This window comes from Mycobacterium pseudoshottsii JCM 15466 (genome assembly GCF_003584745.1).
In the GTDB taxonomy this organism is placed as follows: domain Bacteria; phylum Actinomycetota; class Actinomycetes; order Mycobacteriales; family Mycobacteriaceae; genus Mycobacterium; species Mycobacterium marinum.
Window position 1 is genome coordinate 212,693 of the sequence record NZ_AP018410.1, and the last position, 15,028, is coordinate 227,720.

Here is a 15,028-nt window from a genome sequence, read left to right on the forward strand (position 1 = left end):
CAGGCGGGTATCTAATAAGTGGATGGAATTGATGATGCCCACCGGCTCGATGTTCCTGTTCGTTGAATCACGGGAGCATCCCATGCACGTGGGTGGCCTGTCGTTGTTTGAGCCCCCGGAGGGCGCCGGCCCGGATTTCGTCCGTAATTTCTACGAGGCGCTGGTGGCCAACGACGAATTCCAGCCCACATTCCGCAAGCACCCCGCGACGATCGGCGGCGGTATCGCGCGGGTGGCGTGGGCCTACGACGACGACCTGGATGTCGACTACCACGTTCGGCGGTCGGCTCTGCCCTCTCCGGGCCGGGTCCGCGACCTGCTCGAGCTGACCTCCAGGCTGCACACCAGTCTGCTCGACCGCCATCGCCCGCTGTGGGAACTGCACGTGGTCGAGGGATTGAGCGACGGCCGCTTCGCCATGTACGCCAAGATGCACCACGCGCTGATCGACGGCGTCTCGGCGGCGAAGCTGATGCAGCGCACCATGTCAGCCGACTCGTCCGACACCGAGGTGCGGGCGATGTGGAATCTGCCCCGGCCGCCGCGACCCGAGCCCAACGGCGGCGGCTCATCGCTGGTGGGTTCGCTGGTCAAGATGGCGGGATCGGTCGCCGGACTGGCGCCTTCGACGCTGAAACTGGCGCGCGCGGCGTTGTTCGAACAGCAGCTGACCCTGCCGTTCGCGGCGCCACACGCCATGTTCAACGTCAAGGTCGGGGGAGCGCGCCGGTGCGCGGCGCAATCCTGGTCGCTGGAGCGCATCAGGGCCGTCAAGGAGGCCGCCGGCGTCACCGTCAACGATGCGGTCTTGGCGATGTGTGCCGGTGCGCTGCGGTACTACCTGATCGAACAGGACGCGCTGCCGGATGCACCGCTGATCGCCATGGTCCCGGTGAGCCTGCGCTCCAAGGAACAGGCCGACAGCGGCGGCAACATGGTGGGCAGCGTCTTGTGCAACCTCGGCACCAATGTCGAGGATCCGGCGCAGCGAATCGAAATCATCAGCGCCTCCATGCGGGCGAACAAGAAGGTGCTCGCCGATCTGCCGCGCCTGCAGGTGCTGGCGTTGTCGGGGCTGAACATGGCACCGCTGACCCTGGCCGGCGTACCGAGATTCCTTTCGACGGTGCCGCCACCATTCAACATCGTCATTTCCAACGTGCCCGGCGGGGCGCAGCAGCTGTATTACGGGGGCGCCCGGCTGGACGGCAGCTACCCGCTGTCCAACATCCCTGATGGCCAGGCGCTGAACATCACCTTGGTCAACAACGCCGACCGGCTGGACTTCGGACTGGTCGGTTGCCGCCGCAGTGTGCCGAGCCTGCAGCGGCTGCTGGGGCACCTGGAAACGTCGCTGAAGGATCTCGAGCAGGCCGTCGGGGTCTAGCGAGTCGATGCCCAAGCTCAGCGCGGGTGTGCTGGTGTATCGCGCCGCGGCTGGCGTCCTCGAGCTGCTCATCGTCCATCCCGGAGGTCCGTTCTGGGCGCGCAAAGACGACGGCGCCTGGTCCATTCCCAAGGGCGAGTACACCCAAGACGAAGATCCCTGGGTGGCGGCCCGGCGCGAGTTCGCCGAGGAGATCGGTTTGCCGGTGCCGGACGGAGCGCGAATCGACCTGGGTTCAGTCAAGCAAGCCGGCGGCAAAGTGGTGACCGCGTTCGCGGTGCGCGGTGACCTCGACGTCACCGAGGTGCACAGCAACACCTTCGAGCTGGAGTGGCCGAAGGGGTCGGGCAGGGTGCGCGAATTCCCCGAGGTCGACCGGGTCGGCTGGTTTCCGGTCGCGACCGCGCGGGGCAAATTACTCAAGGGACAGCGCGATTTCCTGGACCGGCTGATGGCCGACCCGTCGGTTGCGGGGCTGGGCGAGGGGTAGTGAGCGCGGCGTGGCTGGCTCAGCCCGGCACCCCGCCGGCCCCCAGGCGGGTTCGCCGGCGCCGAAGGACCACGAGTAGGACCACCGCCGCCGCCATCACCGCCACCACGAACCCCGCGAACAGGATCACCACCAGGGGGATGGCGACGTTGTCGTAGACGACGATCACCGGTCGGTAGGCGTCGTCGTTGGGCGCATCGGCAAAGGTGAAGTCCGAGGAGATTCGGGACGTCTCGTACACGTCCACCTGGGTCTTGGTCAGGTATGATTCGTGGTTGCCGACCAGTTCGCGCAGCAGCGGGTCGTGCACGTGGTTGGCGATGTTGCCGGCGAATTGGACCTCGGTGGCCTGGATGGCGGTGTCGGCGTCGGCGCGCACCTGCCGGTGATCGGTCAGCGTGAAGACGACGACATGCTGTGGGTCCAATGCGGCGGCCGACAGCCGCATCGGATAGACCAACTGCGATGAACGAAAGGTCATGCGTACCGGATTGAGCCCACCAACGATCGGACCCGTGCTCGTCAGGCGCATCGCGACGAAAGCCCAGCCTTCTCGCACGTAGGGATCCAGTGCGGCCGCCACCGCCGGACGAAGCGCGTAGCCGTTGTCGGCCAGCCAGGCTTGCAGGCCGGGCAGGTCACCGCCGGCCAGGGTGGTGGCTTCTAGGGGGCCGAGGTGCACTTGATTGATCACTTCGGGGGGATGGGCGGCGCGCACCCCCTCATCCGGTCCGCCCGCCCTGAAGCCCAGATCCAGATTCCAGCGGCGCTGGTGGCGGATCTCTGGCGTGGTCAACGCGTCGAGTTCGAGAAAGGCGGCCTTGTCGCCCGGGGCGACGGTGGCCGGCATGGGGGTGGGCACGACCAGGGCGAGGTTGTCAGTCGTGGCGTCCACCGCCAATTGGATCACGATGGTTTCGGTCGTCCCATCCCAATGCACCAGCGCCACCTCATGATTCATGGTGGCCTGGGCGTCGCCCGGGGCGATCGCGGCACCGCACGCGCATGCGTAGCCCGGCGCGGCCAGCACCGTGGCGGCCAGTGCTACCGCAGCGGTTACACAAACCAGGAAAACGGCAACAAGCCCCGACCGGCACACGCGAAGCACCGTCATCTCGCAGATGCTACGCGGCCCGGTGACGGCCGCTACCCACTTTGACCACACGTTTTTCATGCGCAGGCACAATGTCAGCATGACCACACGGCCCATCGAGCCCATCGAGTTCACCGAGCAAGTCGAACCACAGGCATTTCTGTTCCAATTGCTGGACCCGGCGATCCGGGCCGACCCGTATCCGCTGTGCGCTCGGCTGCGTGAACATGGGCCACTGCATCTGCCCGAGGCCAACTTCGTCTTGTTCTCCAGCTTTGGGGACTGTGACGAGGTGCTGCGACACCCGTCCTCCTGCAGCGACCAGACCAAGTCGACGGTGGCCCAGCGGCGGGTGGAGGAGGAACCGGCCCTGGGCCGCGACTTCCCGCCCGGCTTCTTGTTTCTCGATCCCCCCGATCACACCCGGCTGCGCAAACTGGTCAGCAAGGCGTTCGCCCCCAAAGTGGTCAACGCGTTGCGACCTGAGATCAGCTCCCTGGTGGATGGATTGCTGGACCGGATCGCCGAGCAGGGCCGATTCGACGTGGTTTCAGACTTCGCCTACCCGCTGCCGGTGGCGGTGATTTGCCGGCTGCTCGGGGTGCCGCTGGAGGATGAGCCGCAGTTCAGCCAGGCCTCGGCGCTGCTGGCGCAGGCGCTGGACCCGTTCTTCGCCTTCACCGGCCAGAACGCGGAAAACCTCAATGACTCGCTGGAAGCGGGGCAGTGGCTGCGCGGATACCTGCGTGATCTGATCGCGCTGCGCCGGTCGCAACCCGGCGAAGACTTGATGTCGGGGTTGGTCGCCGTCGAAGAGTCCGGTGATCAGCTCACCGAGGACGAGATCGTCTCCACCTGCGTGCTGTTGCTGGTTGCCGGACACGAGACCACGGTGAACCTGATCGGCAACGCGATCCTGGCCATGCTGCGCGACCGTCGGCAGTGGGCACAGCTGGGCGCCGATCCCGACCGGGCCGCCGCGGTGGTGGAGGAAACCATGCGCTATGACCCGCCGGTGCAATTGATCGGCCGAATTGCCGGGGCGGACATGGTAATTGGGGACGTCGAAGTGACCAAGGGGGATGTGATGATGATGCTGGTGGCGGCCGCGCATCGCGATCCCGCCGAGTACGACCGGCCCGAAGAATTCGACCCGGATCGGGGTCCTTTGCGGCACTTAGGATTTGGTCGCGGTGCGCACTACTGCCTTGGTGCTCCGCTAGCGAGGCTGGAAGCCGCGGTGGCGCTGTCGGCAATCGCGGCGCGCTTCCCACAGGCACGGCTGGACGGCGAGCCGCAATACAAGACGAACGTCACCTTGCGTGGGCTCGAGTCGATGACGGTGGCGCTTTCCTAATCGGCGGGCCGTGAATTGGGCTAGCCGCCCTGGCCTTCGCCCTGGGGCGGCACGTCTTCGTACTCGACCGGTACGCCTTCACCAGCGACCGGCGCGCCCTCGCCGGCGAACGGTACGCCCTCACCGGCAACCGGCACGTCCTCACCGGCGACCGGCACGCCCTCACCGGCAACCGGCATGCCTTCACCCTCGACCGGCGGCGGTTGGGTCAACAGGATGGTGATCGGTATCGGTGTGGACAGCTCGAACTTGCCCTGCTGGTCGTAGTAGGCGCCGATGGTGTACTCACCCGCGGACTCGATCGGGAACGAGAGCTCCTGGGTGAAGCACCGATATTTGGAGGCTTTGTCCACTTCGTTGGGCCAGTGCCAACTCGCCCGCAGGGTGCCGCGCGGCGCTCCGGAGGGGTCCTTGCACACCACGTGTAATTCCGGGTCGTAGTCCCCGCCGGCGGGCGCGTGCACCACCAGAACGATCGGAACCTTTGCCCAAAGCGGGACTTGATCGACCTCAAACCAGGTCATCGGAATGCGTGTAGCATTGATCGCACCGTGTTCGTCCAGATTGGCGCTACCTGCAACGAACAATGTGGATACGTGCAGCATCACGACATCTTAAAGGCGTTTGACGCGCCAATCCGGACCTTCGGGTTTTCAGGCGCGCCGCACCGGCGGTCGCTGCGTTCCTCGAATGCCCGTCGGGCCTAGTGCCCGCAGCGGGGTCCGAGACCAGCAACGATGTCGTCGAGACTGAACGTCAGCGGTTGCTCGAGCTGGGCGTAGGTGCAGGAACGTGGATCGCGGTCGGGACGCCACCGGTTGAACTGGGCGGTGTGACGGAACCGTGGGCCCTCCATGTGGTCGTAGCGCACCTCGACCACGCGTTCGGGGCGCAGCGGCACAAACGAGAGGTCTTTGCCGGCGTTCCAGCGGGAGAACTCGTTTTTGCGTGGCGTGCGTTCGCCGGACTGGTGGGCGGCCCAGTTCCACGGATGGTCGTCGAAGCTGGTCACCAGCTCCTGCAGCTCGGTGAAGAGCCGCCGGCGTTCGGCCATCGGGAATGCCCCGATCACGCCGACCGACGCCAATTGCCCGTCGTCTTGGTAGAGGCCCAGCAATAGCGAACCGATGACGTCACCGCCGGATTTGTGGAGGCGATATCCGGCCAGCACGCAGTCGGCGGCGCGTTCGTGCTTGATCTTGAACATCACGCGCTTGTCCGGCTGATAGGTGACCGCCAGCGGTTTGGCGATCACTCCGTCGAGGCCGGCGCCCTCGAACTCTTCGAACCACCGCCGTGCCGTCGCCTGATCGGTGGTGGCCGGGGTGACATGGATCGATGGGCCGGAGCCGACCGCCTCGACCAGCGCCGCGCGCCGTTCCACAAATGGACGCGTCGTGTAGTCGTCGTCGCCGAGGGCCAGCAGGTCGAAGGCGATGAAGGATGCCGGGGTGTGTTCGGCGAGCATCCGCACCCAGGAATCGGCGGGGTGGATGCGCTGTTGCAGCGCCTCGAAATCCAGGCCGTGGCCGGTGGCGATCACGATCTCGCCGTCAAGGACGCAGCGCCGCGGCAGCTCCGCCCGGACCGCCGCGACCAGCTCCGGGAAGTAGCGGGTCAGCGGACGTTCGTTGCGGCTGCCGAGCTCTACCTCATCGTTGTCGCGAAAACAGATGGAGCGGAATCCATCCCATTTGGGTTCATAGGACGCATCGGCCGGGATCGTCTTGACCGCCTTGGCCAGCATCGGCGAAATCGGCGGCATGACTGGTAGGTCCATTAGTTCATTGTGGCGTGCGGCATGCTGGAATCCAGGTATGCCTGCTGCAGCAGAAGAACTTGACGTCAACGGCATCGCGGTACGCGTGACCAACCGGGACAAGGTGTACTTCCCGAAGCTGGGGAAGCAGGGCACCAAGGGCCGGTTGATCGACTATTACCTGGCGGTCGGGGGCGGTCCGATGCTGACCGCGTTGCGGGATCGTCCCACCCACTTGCAGCGATTTCCGGACGGCATCGACGGTGAGGAGATCTATCAGAAACGGGTGCCCAAGCACCACCCCGACTATCTGCGGACGTGTCAGGTGACCTTTCCGTCGGGACGCACCGCCGACGCGCTGCAGGTGACCCATCCGGCCGCGATCGTCTGGGCGGCGCAGATGGGAACCGTCACGCTGCACCCGTGGCAGGTGCGCTGCCCCGACACCGAGCACCCCGACGAGCTGCGCATCGATCTGGATCCGCAGCCCGGTACCGGTTTCGCGCAGGCACGTTCGGTCGCCGTCGACGTGCTCAAGCCGGTGCTCGATGACCTGGGATTGGTCGGCTATCCGAAGACCTCCGGCGGCCGCGGGATCCACGTGTTCTTGCGCATCGCGAGCGACTGGGACTTCATCGAGGTGCGCCGGGCCGGCATCGCCCTGGCCCGCGAAGTCGAGCGCCGCGCCCCCGAGGCGGTCACCACGTCGTGGTGGAAAGAAGAACGTGGCCAGCGGATCTTCATCGACTTCAACCAGAACGCCCGCGACCGCACCATGGCGTCGGCGTACTCGGTGCGGGCCACCCCGATCGCCACCGTGTCGACGCCGCTGACCTGGGACGAGCTGGCCGGCGCCGACCCGGACGACTACACCATGGCCACGGTTGCGGACCTGATTGCCCGCCGCGCGGACCCCTGGGCCGGCATGGACGACGTGGCCCAGTCGATCAGCGGGCTGCTGGATATGGCCGAAGCCGACGCCGAGCGCGGGCTTGGTGACATGCCCTACCCCCCGAACTACCCGAAGATGCCGGGCGAACCCAAGCGGGTGCAGCCCAGCCGCGACACCGACCTGAAACCCAAAAACGCCCACGACTAAGCCCTTATGCGCCGGGCTGCGCCGGATACCATCGGCGTATGGCGCTGATCATTCCGGCGACCAAGGAACGTGACGACGACGGTTGGGCGGACTACGTTGAGCCCATCGTGCTCACGCCCGCCCAGGCGGCCGACCTCGCGGTAGGCAACGCCGATCCGGCGGCGGCAGTCGTCGGGTTCTACGCGGCGTTGATGCGCGGCGACGAACTGACCGGACAACTGCTCTGGCCCGATGACAACATCATCATCGACAAGCTCGAAACCTTGCGCGGCTGGACATTTCACCGCTTGGAGGTGCTGGCCGTCCGGTTGCGCGGACAAAGCAAGGCGACCATTCGCGTCGCCGTCGAGATCGAGGTCGACGGCAAGCGCGACGGCGGTACCGATGAAGTCAAGCTGCAGCGCGACGGGGACGGCGGCCCCTGGAGAATCGAGCGCCCGCCGACCTGAGTTCAGACCGGTATCGAGCCCGCAGCCCACGTGCTGGGCAGCAACGGCAAGGGCGCGTCGGCGCCAAATGAGCCGGCGCTTAGCGTGGACAATCCAACCGGCTGCGCAATCGATTGCTGTGGCGCGGTGCCGGCGAATCCAGCCGCCGTCATCGACCCGCTGGAAGACAGCTGCACCGCGGAAACCAAATGTGCGTTGGGTAATGCGGCCGCTGCCACGCCGGAATGTGCCCGACCGATGGCGCCGGTGGGGGCATTGCCCAGGGCGCTCGCTTGGGGCAAAAGCGGCGAAACTCCGCCCGCCTGAAACGCCATGGCCGCGCCACCGAGCAGTTCGCGGATCGCCTGCGCTATTGCTGCGATCGCGTGCTCGACTCCCAGCGACAGCGTCGTGAGCACCTTGTTGAGAAAATCCGCGACCAGCGTGACCATCGCAATGGCGCCGCGCAACGTGATGTAGAGGTACATGAGGACGAGTTGAACTTGATCCAGTGCCAATACGATCAGGTCGGCGATCAGCAGGTTCAGGATCTTCATCATTTGAAGTGCGTAGCCCAGCAGCATGACCCCGTACGCCACCACTATCTGGCCGAGGTAGAAGACGAACTGCCAGGCGAAACTGGCCACCTCGCTGGCCAACTGGCTCACCGTCTGGGACACGATGTCGGCCAGGGTTCGCAGCAGCTGCCACATGATGCTCCACCAGGGCGGGCTGGGCGGCGGAGGCAGGCTGGTGAGTGAGCTGGCTCCGGGTTTGAGGATGGGCGGGGTGTGGTTGGTGTGTGGTGTTGCGGCAACCGCAGCGGCGCTGGCGGCGTCATAGACGCTCATCGTGGTCGCGGCTTGAATCCACATTCGCGCATAGTCGGATTCGTTGAGCGCGATTGGGATCGTTTTGATACCAAAGAAATTCGTCGCCAGCAACACGCCGTGGATGACGTGGTTGGCTTCCAGCTCCACCCAGGGCTCCGGCGTTGTTGATTAGCAGGCTTGTGAGCTGGGGAATTGTGGATTGAGGAGGTCTAGGCGGCGGTTGGCGGTCAAAGCGGTGATCCGGCAGGCTTCGGCGATGTTGTCGGCGCCGTTGAGGCGGTGCAGATTGATCGCGGTGTTGCGTAGCGTTGCTAGGACCTGTGCGCCGTTTCCGGTATGTGCCCTTTGACGGTCTTCGTCGAAGGTGACGTCGCGTATCCAGTGCAGGCTGTTCTCGATTCCCCAGTGTTGACGCATCCAGGTCATGATCGCGGTAGGGCGGGCGTGCTCGAACGGCAGGCTGCAGATGGCATAGACCACCTCCACGCTGCGCTGGTCGGTGGCGGTGATCAAGCGTTCACGAGTGATCCGGATGATTTGTTTTGCGTAGGGGAAGCCGATTCCTCGTGCAGCGGTGATGATTTGCGGGGTGCGGGTCTCGACACGGCCGTGGCCGCGGGAGTCGTCGGTAGCGGCTGCGGGCACCTCGGCCCAGGGCAGCGCGGTGATACGCGCAAATATTTTGGCTTGGTTGGACTTGACGATCATCAGGTAGTGCGACTTCAAGGTGGCGCAGATCAACTTCGCGGTGACGACCTGGGTATGCATCGCATCCACGGTGACCAGCCACCGCAAGCTACCCGGCAGCAGCGTGAGCAGGGCACGTACGCAGGGAATTTCATTGCTTTTCTCGGCGACAGCGAGTTGACCGAGCACCAATCGGGCACGGTGGGCGAACACCGACACGAGATGCGTGGCTGTCGCTTTGGCGCGTAAAGCACCACGCAGCATCTTGCCGTCCAACGCGATCGGCACCAATCCACTGGGGTCGCTGCTGGCCACGTGTGCAGTGAAGTAACTGCCCATCCTGGCGTTGAGGTCGGCGGGGTCTAGCCGAGACAAAACAGCGCGGAAGGTCTTCTCACTGGGCCGCCGGAACCGGACCCCTAATTGGGCCAACACATCATCGGGAGCGGTGGCCGCCCATGTGGCAAAACCAGCATAGCCGCGCATCCCCGCGGCAGTGGCCAGAACCGCGATCGCCAACAAAGCCATCAGCGAATACCTCCGACCGCGTGGGCCCCTCGGGTCTGGCACCGAGGCCAACACATCGAGAAACTCCGATCCGATGAGCTCGCTGCGCTCACCAGGACTCCAGCGGTCGAACACCTCTGGAACCGACGACACAGGCAATACTGAAACGGTAGGCACGGGCAACTCCAGACCAACGACGAACAGTAACCAACTCGATCGTTCTCCAGATAGCCCGTGCCTATACTCCGGCCCCAATAGCGCGGCACCAAAGATCATCAACCCAGCTCACAAGCCTGCTAATCAACAACGCCGGAGCCCTGCAGCTCCACCAACGTCGGCATCGCCGCCAGCGCGCTGACGTAGCCGGCCGCGGTGGCCTCGTGTGTTGCGGCCCGCGCTATACAGTCGGCGCTGGCCGCAGTCAGCCACGCCAGATACGGGCCGTAGGCGCCAACGAAACTGGCGGCACTGGGCCCCTGCCAGGGCCCGGCTTGCACGGTGGCCAGCAGCGCTTCGAGTTCGGCGGCCTCCTCGGCGTAGCTAGCGCCCAGCGCTTGCCACGATTGCGCCGAGGCCACGATGGGGCCGGGACCAGGACTGGCGTACAGCAGCGCGGAGTGCACCTCCGGCGGCAGGGCGATCCATATCGGCATGGTCATCACAGGCCGCCAAAAGCGCCGTAGCCGGCTGCCGCGGCTTCGTCTCCAACGGTGTAGCTGATACCGGCCTCACCCACGCCGACCCCGGAGCGGCCCAATTCCTCGATGGCTTCGGTGGCCATGGCGGAATGCTCAACGCCGACGGCGCTAAACCCCGCCGCGTTGCGCACCGACACCGGATCGGCCGCTGGCGGGATCACCGCCGTAATGGCGGGCGCCGCAACGGCATGCGCGGCGGCCAATCGAGCCGTCAGGGCCGCTACCGCCGCACTGGCCCCCGCCAAACCCTCGGGAATAACTCGCAACATCACCACTTCGGCTCCTATTCGGCGCATCGGAGCCCGGAAGCCCGCGATGCATGCATATAGCAACGATTTCTATTGGCAACACAATGCGGAGCCGGCCGCGACCCTGGCAAGTCTCGACCTCGCCACCGGAGCGGTTCCACTTGACAAACGCCGCCTCCGTGTCAACTGAAAAATAACCGGGTCCCGGCAACCCCCGGCCACCTATCCTGGGAAGGCGAAAACTCTGGGTCAGGACCGACGGAGGCGTCGATGACGCCCGTACTGGCGTGCCGCTCGTGTGGTACCCAACCCCTCGAAAACGCCCGGTTCTGCCACGGATGTGGCGCGCCCGTCGCCGCCGCCGATACCCACGCCGAGTACAAGCAGGTGACGGTGCTGTTTGCCGATGTGGTGCATTCGATGGACATCGCCGCGGCGCTCGGTGCCGAGCGGTTGCGCGAGATCATGACCGAGCTGGTCAACCGCGCGGCGGTGGTGGTGCAGCGATATGGCGGCACGGTCGACAAGTTCACCGGTGACGGGATCATGGCGGTATTCGGTGCCCCGGCCGCTCTGGAGGACCACGCGCTGCGGGCGTGTTTGGCCGCACTGGGCGTTCAGGATGAGGCCAAGCGCCTTGCCGGCGAGGTCGATCGGCGCGACGGTGTCGTGCTGCAGCTTCGGGTGGGCCTCAATTCCGGGCAGGTCGTGGCCGGCGAAATCGGAACGGGCGCGCTGGGTTACACCGCGGTTGGTGAGCAAGTCGGGCTGGCGCAGCGGATGGAGGCGGTGGCCGCGCTGGAGACGGTGATGCTCGGTGAGTCCACCGCCCGACTGGTCGAGGGCGCCGCCGTGCTGGGCGAGCCGCAGCTGGTGCACATCAAGGGTGTCGAGGCTGCGGTGCCGGCGTGGCAACTGCTCGGCGTGGTTGATCAGTACTGGCAAAGCGGTCCCGCCCCGGCGACGTTGGTGGGACGCGAGTGGGAGTTGGACACCCTGACCACGATGCTGGACCGTTCCATTGCCGGGCGCGGGTCGGTGGTGACGCTGGTCGGACGGGCGGGCATCGGCAAGACCCGGCTGGCCAGGGAAGCCGCTCGGGTCGCGAAAAATCTTGGTGTTACGGTGTTTTCGCCCTTCTGCGAATCGCACGCGACCGATATCCCATTTCGGGCGGTTATCCGTCTGCTGCGCGCCGCCGCCCAGGTGAGCCGGCTCGACGATGCCACCGCGCGGGTGCGGGTACGGGCGATCGTCCCAGACGGTGATCCGCAGGACCTGTTGTTGCTCTATGACCTGCTCGGTATCGCCGACCCCCGGGTGGAGCTGCCCAAGATCGCCCCGGAGGCCCGCCGCCGGCGGCTGGCCGCGCTGATCAACGCGGTCCAGCTGGCTCGCGCCCAACCCGCGGTGTACGTCATCGAGGATGCGGACTGGATGGACGAGGCCAGCGAATCGATGGTCGCCGAGTTTCTGTCGGTGATCCCACAGACCCACTCGATGGTGCTGGTGACCTACCGGCCCGACTATCGCGGAGCATTGCGGGGCGTGCGCGGCGCCCAGAGCATTGCCCTGGGCCCGCTCAGCGATGCCGAAACCTCGGCGCTGATCGCCGAACTGTTGGGCCCCGATCCCTCCGTCGCCCAGATCGCCGAGATCATCGCCACGCGTGCCGCCGGCAACCCCTTTTTCGCCGAGGAGATCATCCGCGAGCTCGCCGAACGCCGGGTGCTGGTGGGGGAGCGTGGCAGCTACGCGTGCACCGCCGAGGCCGACGACGCGATCGTGCCGGCCACGCTGCAGGCAACCATCGGCGCGCGCATCGACCGGCTCAGCCCGGCCGCCAAGCAGACCCTCAGCGCCGCGGCCGTCATCGGATCTCGCTTCAGCACCGAGCTGCTGATCGGCCTGGGCATCGAACCGCCGATCGAGGAGCTGATCAGCGCGGAACTCGTTGACCAGGTGCGGTTCACGGAGCCGGCCGAATACGTGTTCCGGCATCCGCTGATTCACACCGTGGCCTACGAGTCGCAATTGAAATCAGCTCGCGCCCAGATGCACCGGCGGCTCGCCGCGGTGATCGAAGCCCGGGTTCCGGAATCGGCGGACCAGTACGCCGCGCTGATCGCCGAACACCTCGAGGCCGCCGGTGAATCGCACGCCGCTTACGGCTGGCAGGTGCGCGCCGCCGCGTGGGCGACCAATCGCGACATCGCGGCCGCCCACCTCAGCTGGGAGCGAGCCCGCAAGATCGCCGACGCATTGCCCGTCGATGATCCCAACCGGGCGGCCATGCGGATTGCCCCGCGCACCATGTTGTGCGGCATCGCGTTTCGAATCCACATCGACGTCGCCGGCGCGCGTTTCGAGGAATTGCGCGAACTGTGTGCCGCCGCGGGGGACAAGGCGTCCCTGTCGATCGGGATGGCGGGGTTGGTGATTGACCATCTGCAGCATGCACGAATGCGCGAAGCATCGCAGTTGGCGACCGAGGCCATGACGCTCATCGAGTCGGTTGGCGATCCGGCCCTGACGGTCGCGTTGTCCATCGCGCTGATCTATGCCAAGAGTGAGTGCGCCGAGTGGTCGGATGCGCTGCGCTGGTCACAGCGGGTGATCGCCCTGGCCGACGGCGACCCGACGATGGGCGCTCTGATCATCGGCTGCCCCCTGGCGGTGGCCTTCGCCACCCGCGCCAACGCGCGCTATTGCCTGGGGCGTCCGGGGTGGGCAGAAGATCTCCAGCATGGTCTGGCGATGGCCCGCAGCGCCGATCCCATGGCCTATGCCACCGTCGTCGCCTACGTCTACAGCGCGGGCATCTCGACCGGTGTCTTGGCGTCCGACGATTGCGCGCTCGGCGAGATCGAGGACGCTCTGCAAATCGCCGAGCGTTCCGGTGACGATGTCGCGCTGGTCCACCGCCGGGAAGACCCGATGCGCGACCGCGGGCAGGCGGTGCTCGCCGATGTCAGTGACATGTTCCAGCGTCGGGTGTACTTCCTGGCCGACTTGCCCTTCGTCGAGGTCTACCTGGCCCGCGAGTGGGCTCGGGGCGGGGACCTCGACGGCGCCATCGCGCACATGCGCGCCTCCGTCGAGCACCTGTTTCGGGAGGGACGGCTGTTGGGGTGGAGCACTCCGGCGACCGGGGTGTTGGTGCAGACCCTGCTGGACCGGGGGACTGAGGGCGATCTGGTCGAGGCCGCGGCGGCCATCGAACGGTTGGCGGCCGCACCCGCCGACGACGGGCTGGCTGTGCGCGAGATCCTGCTGTTGCGGCTGCGCGCGCTGCTGGCGCGGGCGCACGGCGACGACACGACGTATGCGCGGTTGCGGGATCGCTACCGCGACACGGCGAGCGCGATGGGTTTCGCCGGACATCTTGCGCAGGCCGAGTCGATGCCGTGACCGGTGTGCGCCGCGGCGTTCACCGATAGCCCAGCCGCAGCAGTACCCGAGTATTGAGGGTGCGCTCGGTGCCGGTGGGAAGCGCGAAGTCCAGGCCATCGGCCACCCGATTGATGGTGTTGAACAAGGCGCAGATCTCGATCGCATCCCGGATCGCCTCGGCGCTGACACCGGCGTCGAGAACGGCCCGCACATCGACCGGTCGCACCTGGGCGGGCGTCAGGGTCAGTTTGTCCAGCAGGCCCAAGGTGGCTCGCAGCGGTTCGTCGACCGGCGCGGTGCGCCAATCGCTGACGACCGCCGCGGCCAGGCCCGGATCCAGGGTCGCCGCCGCGACGGCCTCGTGAGTGGTGGCGCAGAACTGGCATCGGTTGCGCGCCGACACGAACGCCGCGAAGAGCTCTCGCTCACCGATCGTCCACGGGGAAGGGCCGCGCAGCAGCGCCTGCGCGAGTTGGAAGAACGGCTTGCCGAAAAACCTCGAACGGTAGTAGCGGACCTTGATGATGTCGGGGATTTCGCGGCTGCTGACAAATCGCGCCAGCGCGAAAACCGGGCGGCGGCCGGGGCGCCCGCGGGTGATGCTGGGCAGCCTCACCGCAAGGCCCGCTCGAGGGCGGACAAACCCGCATGCCGGCGCTCGTCACCGGCGCCGAGTGCGGCCGCGATGGTTATCTCGAAGATGTCGTCGTCGCAGTAGCCGGCGCCACGCAACTGTTCGATGTCGCTGTCTTGGACCCGGTAGGCGTACCGGCGCAGCTTTTGCACATATCCGCTCAGCGGCTCGGGCACGTCCTGCCCGTGGTAGACGGCCCTGCGCAGCGCCGCATCGGTGACGGCCGGAGCCCACAGGACGGCGTGGCGCAGCCGGTCCTGCAATCGTTGATGGCGACCATGCTCGGACATCCGGAACACCTCGCAGACCTCGCAACGATCGGCCCGCCGCGCGACCGGCGCGCCTGAATCACCAGCATCCCACGATGTCGCCCTATGCTGGGAGCCTGACCAAACCGGGGAGCCGGACTGGCGGA

General features: G+C 66.4%; 13 protein-coding genes and 2 pseudogenes. 6 read left to right on the forward strand and 9 right to left on the reverse strand.

All coding sequences use genetic code 11. From position 1 onward, the window contains the following. Positions 1-22 precede the first annotated feature (22 nt). Positions 23-1,387: a WS/DGAT/MGAT family O-acyltransferase gene (locus MPSD_RS00985; RefSeq protein ID WP_086085689.1), complete on the forward strand. Its 1,365-nt coding sequence runs from the start codon at positions 23-25 to the stop codon at positions 1,385-1,387. Between the two features lie 7 nt (positions 1,388-1,394). Continuing rightward, positions 1,395-1,877, forward strand: coding sequence for an NUDIX hydrolase (locus MPSD_RS00990; RefSeq protein ID WP_020785318.1), 483 nt, complete (start codon positions 1,395-1,397; stop codon positions 1,875-1,877). A gap of 19 nt (positions 1,878-1,896) precedes the next feature. Here the strand turns inward: MPSD_RS00990 and MPSD_RS00995 are convergent, their stop codons facing one another. Beyond that, positions 1,897-2,991 (reverse strand): DUF2330 domain-containing protein, encoded by a 1,095-nt coding sequence (locus tag MPSD_RS00995; RefSeq protein ID WP_179953025.1) that lies wholly within the window; start codon positions 2,989-2,991, stop codon positions 1,897-1,899. Between the two features lie 79 nt (positions 2,992-3,070). Between MPSD_RS00995 and MPSD_RS01000 the strand changes: the two genes are divergently transcribed. Further along, entirely contained in the window at positions 3,071-4,327 is a 1,257-nt protein-coding gene (locus tag MPSD_RS01000) for a cytochrome P450 (RefSeq protein ID WP_020785316.1), read from the forward strand. Positions 4,328-4,347: 20 nt separating this feature from the next. Here the strand turns inward: MPSD_RS01000 and MPSD_RS01005 are convergent, their stop codons facing one another. Then, entirely contained in the window at positions 4,348-4,932 is a 585-nt protein-coding gene (locus tag MPSD_RS01005; protein ID WP_086085688.1) for a hypothetical protein, read from the reverse strand. A gap of 98 nt (positions 4,933-5,030) precedes the next feature. Next, positions 5,031-6,107 (reverse strand): ATP-dependent DNA ligase, encoded by a 1,077-nt coding sequence (locus tag MPSD_RS01010; RefSeq protein ID WP_086085687.1) that lies wholly within the window; start codon positions 6,105-6,107, stop codon positions 5,031-5,033. 37 nt (positions 6,108-6,144) lie between these two features. Here MPSD_RS01010 and ligD point away from each other — a divergent pair, with 37 nt between their 5' ends. Further along, on the forward strand, positions 6,145-7,185 hold the full coding sequence (gene ligD, locus MPSD_RS01015) for a non-homologous end-joining DNA ligase (RefSeq protein WP_020785313.1): 1,041 nt from the start codon (positions 6,145-6,147) through the stop codon (positions 7,183-7,185). 38 nt (positions 7,186-7,223) lie between these two features. After that, the gene (locus tag MPSD_RS01020; RefSeq protein WP_020785312.1) at positions 7,224-7,634 is read left to right on the forward strand and encodes a hypothetical protein; all 411 of its coding nucleotides are present in this window, start codon (positions 7,224-7,226) and stop codon (positions 7,632-7,634) included. A 2-nt stretch (positions 7,635-7,636) separates the two neighbouring features. On the opposite strand, the pseudogene MPSD_RS01025 reads toward MPSD_RS01020, so the two are convergent. The 4 genes and pseudogenes from MPSD_RS01025 to MPSD_RS01045 form a co-directional block, all read right to left on the reverse strand. After that, positions 7,637-8,590, reverse strand: a pseudogene (locus tag MPSD_RS01025) (PPE domain-containing protein); the annotation flags it as partial. Between the two features lie 24 nt (positions 8,591-8,614). Next, on the reverse strand, positions 8,615-9,817 hold the full coding sequence (locus MPSD_RS01030) for an ISAs1-like element IS2404/ISMul1 family transposase (protein ID WP_420811995.1): 1,203 nt from the start codon (positions 9,815-9,817) through the stop codon (positions 8,615-8,617). Between the two features lie 128 nt (positions 9,818-9,945). Beyond that, a pseudogene (locus tag MPSD_RS01040) lies at positions 9,946-10,299 on the reverse strand (PPE family protein); the annotation flags it as partial. Further along, positions 10,299-10,610 (reverse strand): PE family protein, encoded by a 312-nt coding sequence (locus tag MPSD_RS01045; RefSeq protein ID WP_036427034.1) that lies wholly within the window; start codon positions 10,608-10,610, stop codon positions 10,299-10,301. The pseudogene MPSD_RS01040 and the gene MPSD_RS01045, both read right to left, overlap by 1 nt. A gap of 246 nt (positions 10,611-10,856) precedes the next feature. On the opposite strand from MPSD_RS01045, the gene MPSD_RS01050 reads away from it, so the two are divergent. Beyond that, a complete protein-coding gene (locus tag MPSD_RS01050; protein WP_086085083.1) occupies positions 10,857-13,997 on the forward strand; it encodes an ATP-binding protein in 3,141 nt (1,046 codons plus the stop codon). A gap of 19 nt (positions 13,998-14,016) precedes the next feature. Here MPSD_RS01050 and MPSD_RS01055 read toward each other — a convergent pair whose 3' ends face one another. Together MPSD_RS01055 and MPSD_RS01060 are read right to left on the reverse strand one after the other, a co-directional pair. Then, positions 14,017-14,595: a carboxymuconolactone decarboxylase family protein gene (locus MPSD_RS01055; protein WP_020785306.1), complete on the reverse strand. Its 579-nt coding sequence runs from the start codon at positions 14,593-14,595 to the stop codon at positions 14,017-14,019. Further along, on the reverse strand, positions 14,592-14,903 hold the full coding sequence (locus MPSD_RS01060) for a hypothetical protein (protein ID WP_011741941.1): 312 nt from the start codon (positions 14,901-14,903) through the stop codon (positions 14,592-14,594). The genes MPSD_RS01055 and MPSD_RS01060 overlap by 4 nt, the downstream gene beginning before the upstream one ends. Positions 14,904-15,028: the final 125 nt, after the last annotated feature.

Excerpts from the sequence above, each read along its gene's own strand:
- MPSD_RS01005 (WP_086085688.1), bottom strand. The coding sequence starts at position 4,932 with ATGCTGCACGTATCCACATTGTTCGTTGCAGGTAGCGCCAATCTGGAC.
- MPSD_RS01000 (WP_020785316.1), top strand. The coding sequence starts at position 3,071 with ATGACCACACGGCCCATCGAGCCCATCGAGTTCACCGAGCAAGTCGAA.
- MPSD_RS01010 (WP_086085687.1), bottom strand. The coding sequence starts at position 6,107 with ATGGACCTACCAGTCATGCCGCCGATTTCGCCGATGCTGGCCAAGGCG.
- MPSD_RS01020 (WP_020785312.1), top strand. The coding sequence starts at position 7,224 with ATGGCGCTGATCATTCCGGCGACCAAGGAACGTGACGACGACGGTTGG.
- MPSD_RS00990 (WP_020785318.1), top strand. The coding sequence starts at position 1,395 with ATGCCCAAGCTCAGCGCGGGTGTGCTGGTGTATCGCGCCGCGGCTGGC.
- ligD (WP_020785313.1), top strand. The coding sequence starts at position 6,145 with ATGCCTGCTGCAGCAGAAGAACTTGACGTCAACGGCATCGCGGTACGC.
- MPSD_RS00985 (WP_086085689.1), top strand. The coding sequence starts at position 23 with ATGGAATTGATGATGCCCACCGGCTCGATGTTCCTGTTCGTTGAATCA.
- MPSD_RS00995 (WP_179953025.1), bottom strand. The coding sequence starts at position 2,991 with ATGACGGTGCTTCGCGTGTGCCGGTCGGGGCTTGTTGCCGTTTTCCTG.
- MPSD_RS01050 (WP_086085083.1), top strand. The coding sequence starts at position 10,857 with ATGACGCCCGTACTGGCGTGCCGCTCGTGTGGTACCCAACCCCTCGAA.
- MPSD_RS01060 (WP_011741941.1), bottom strand. The coding sequence starts at position 14,903 with ATGTCCGAGCATGGTCGCCATCAACGATTGCAGGACCGGCTGCGCCAC.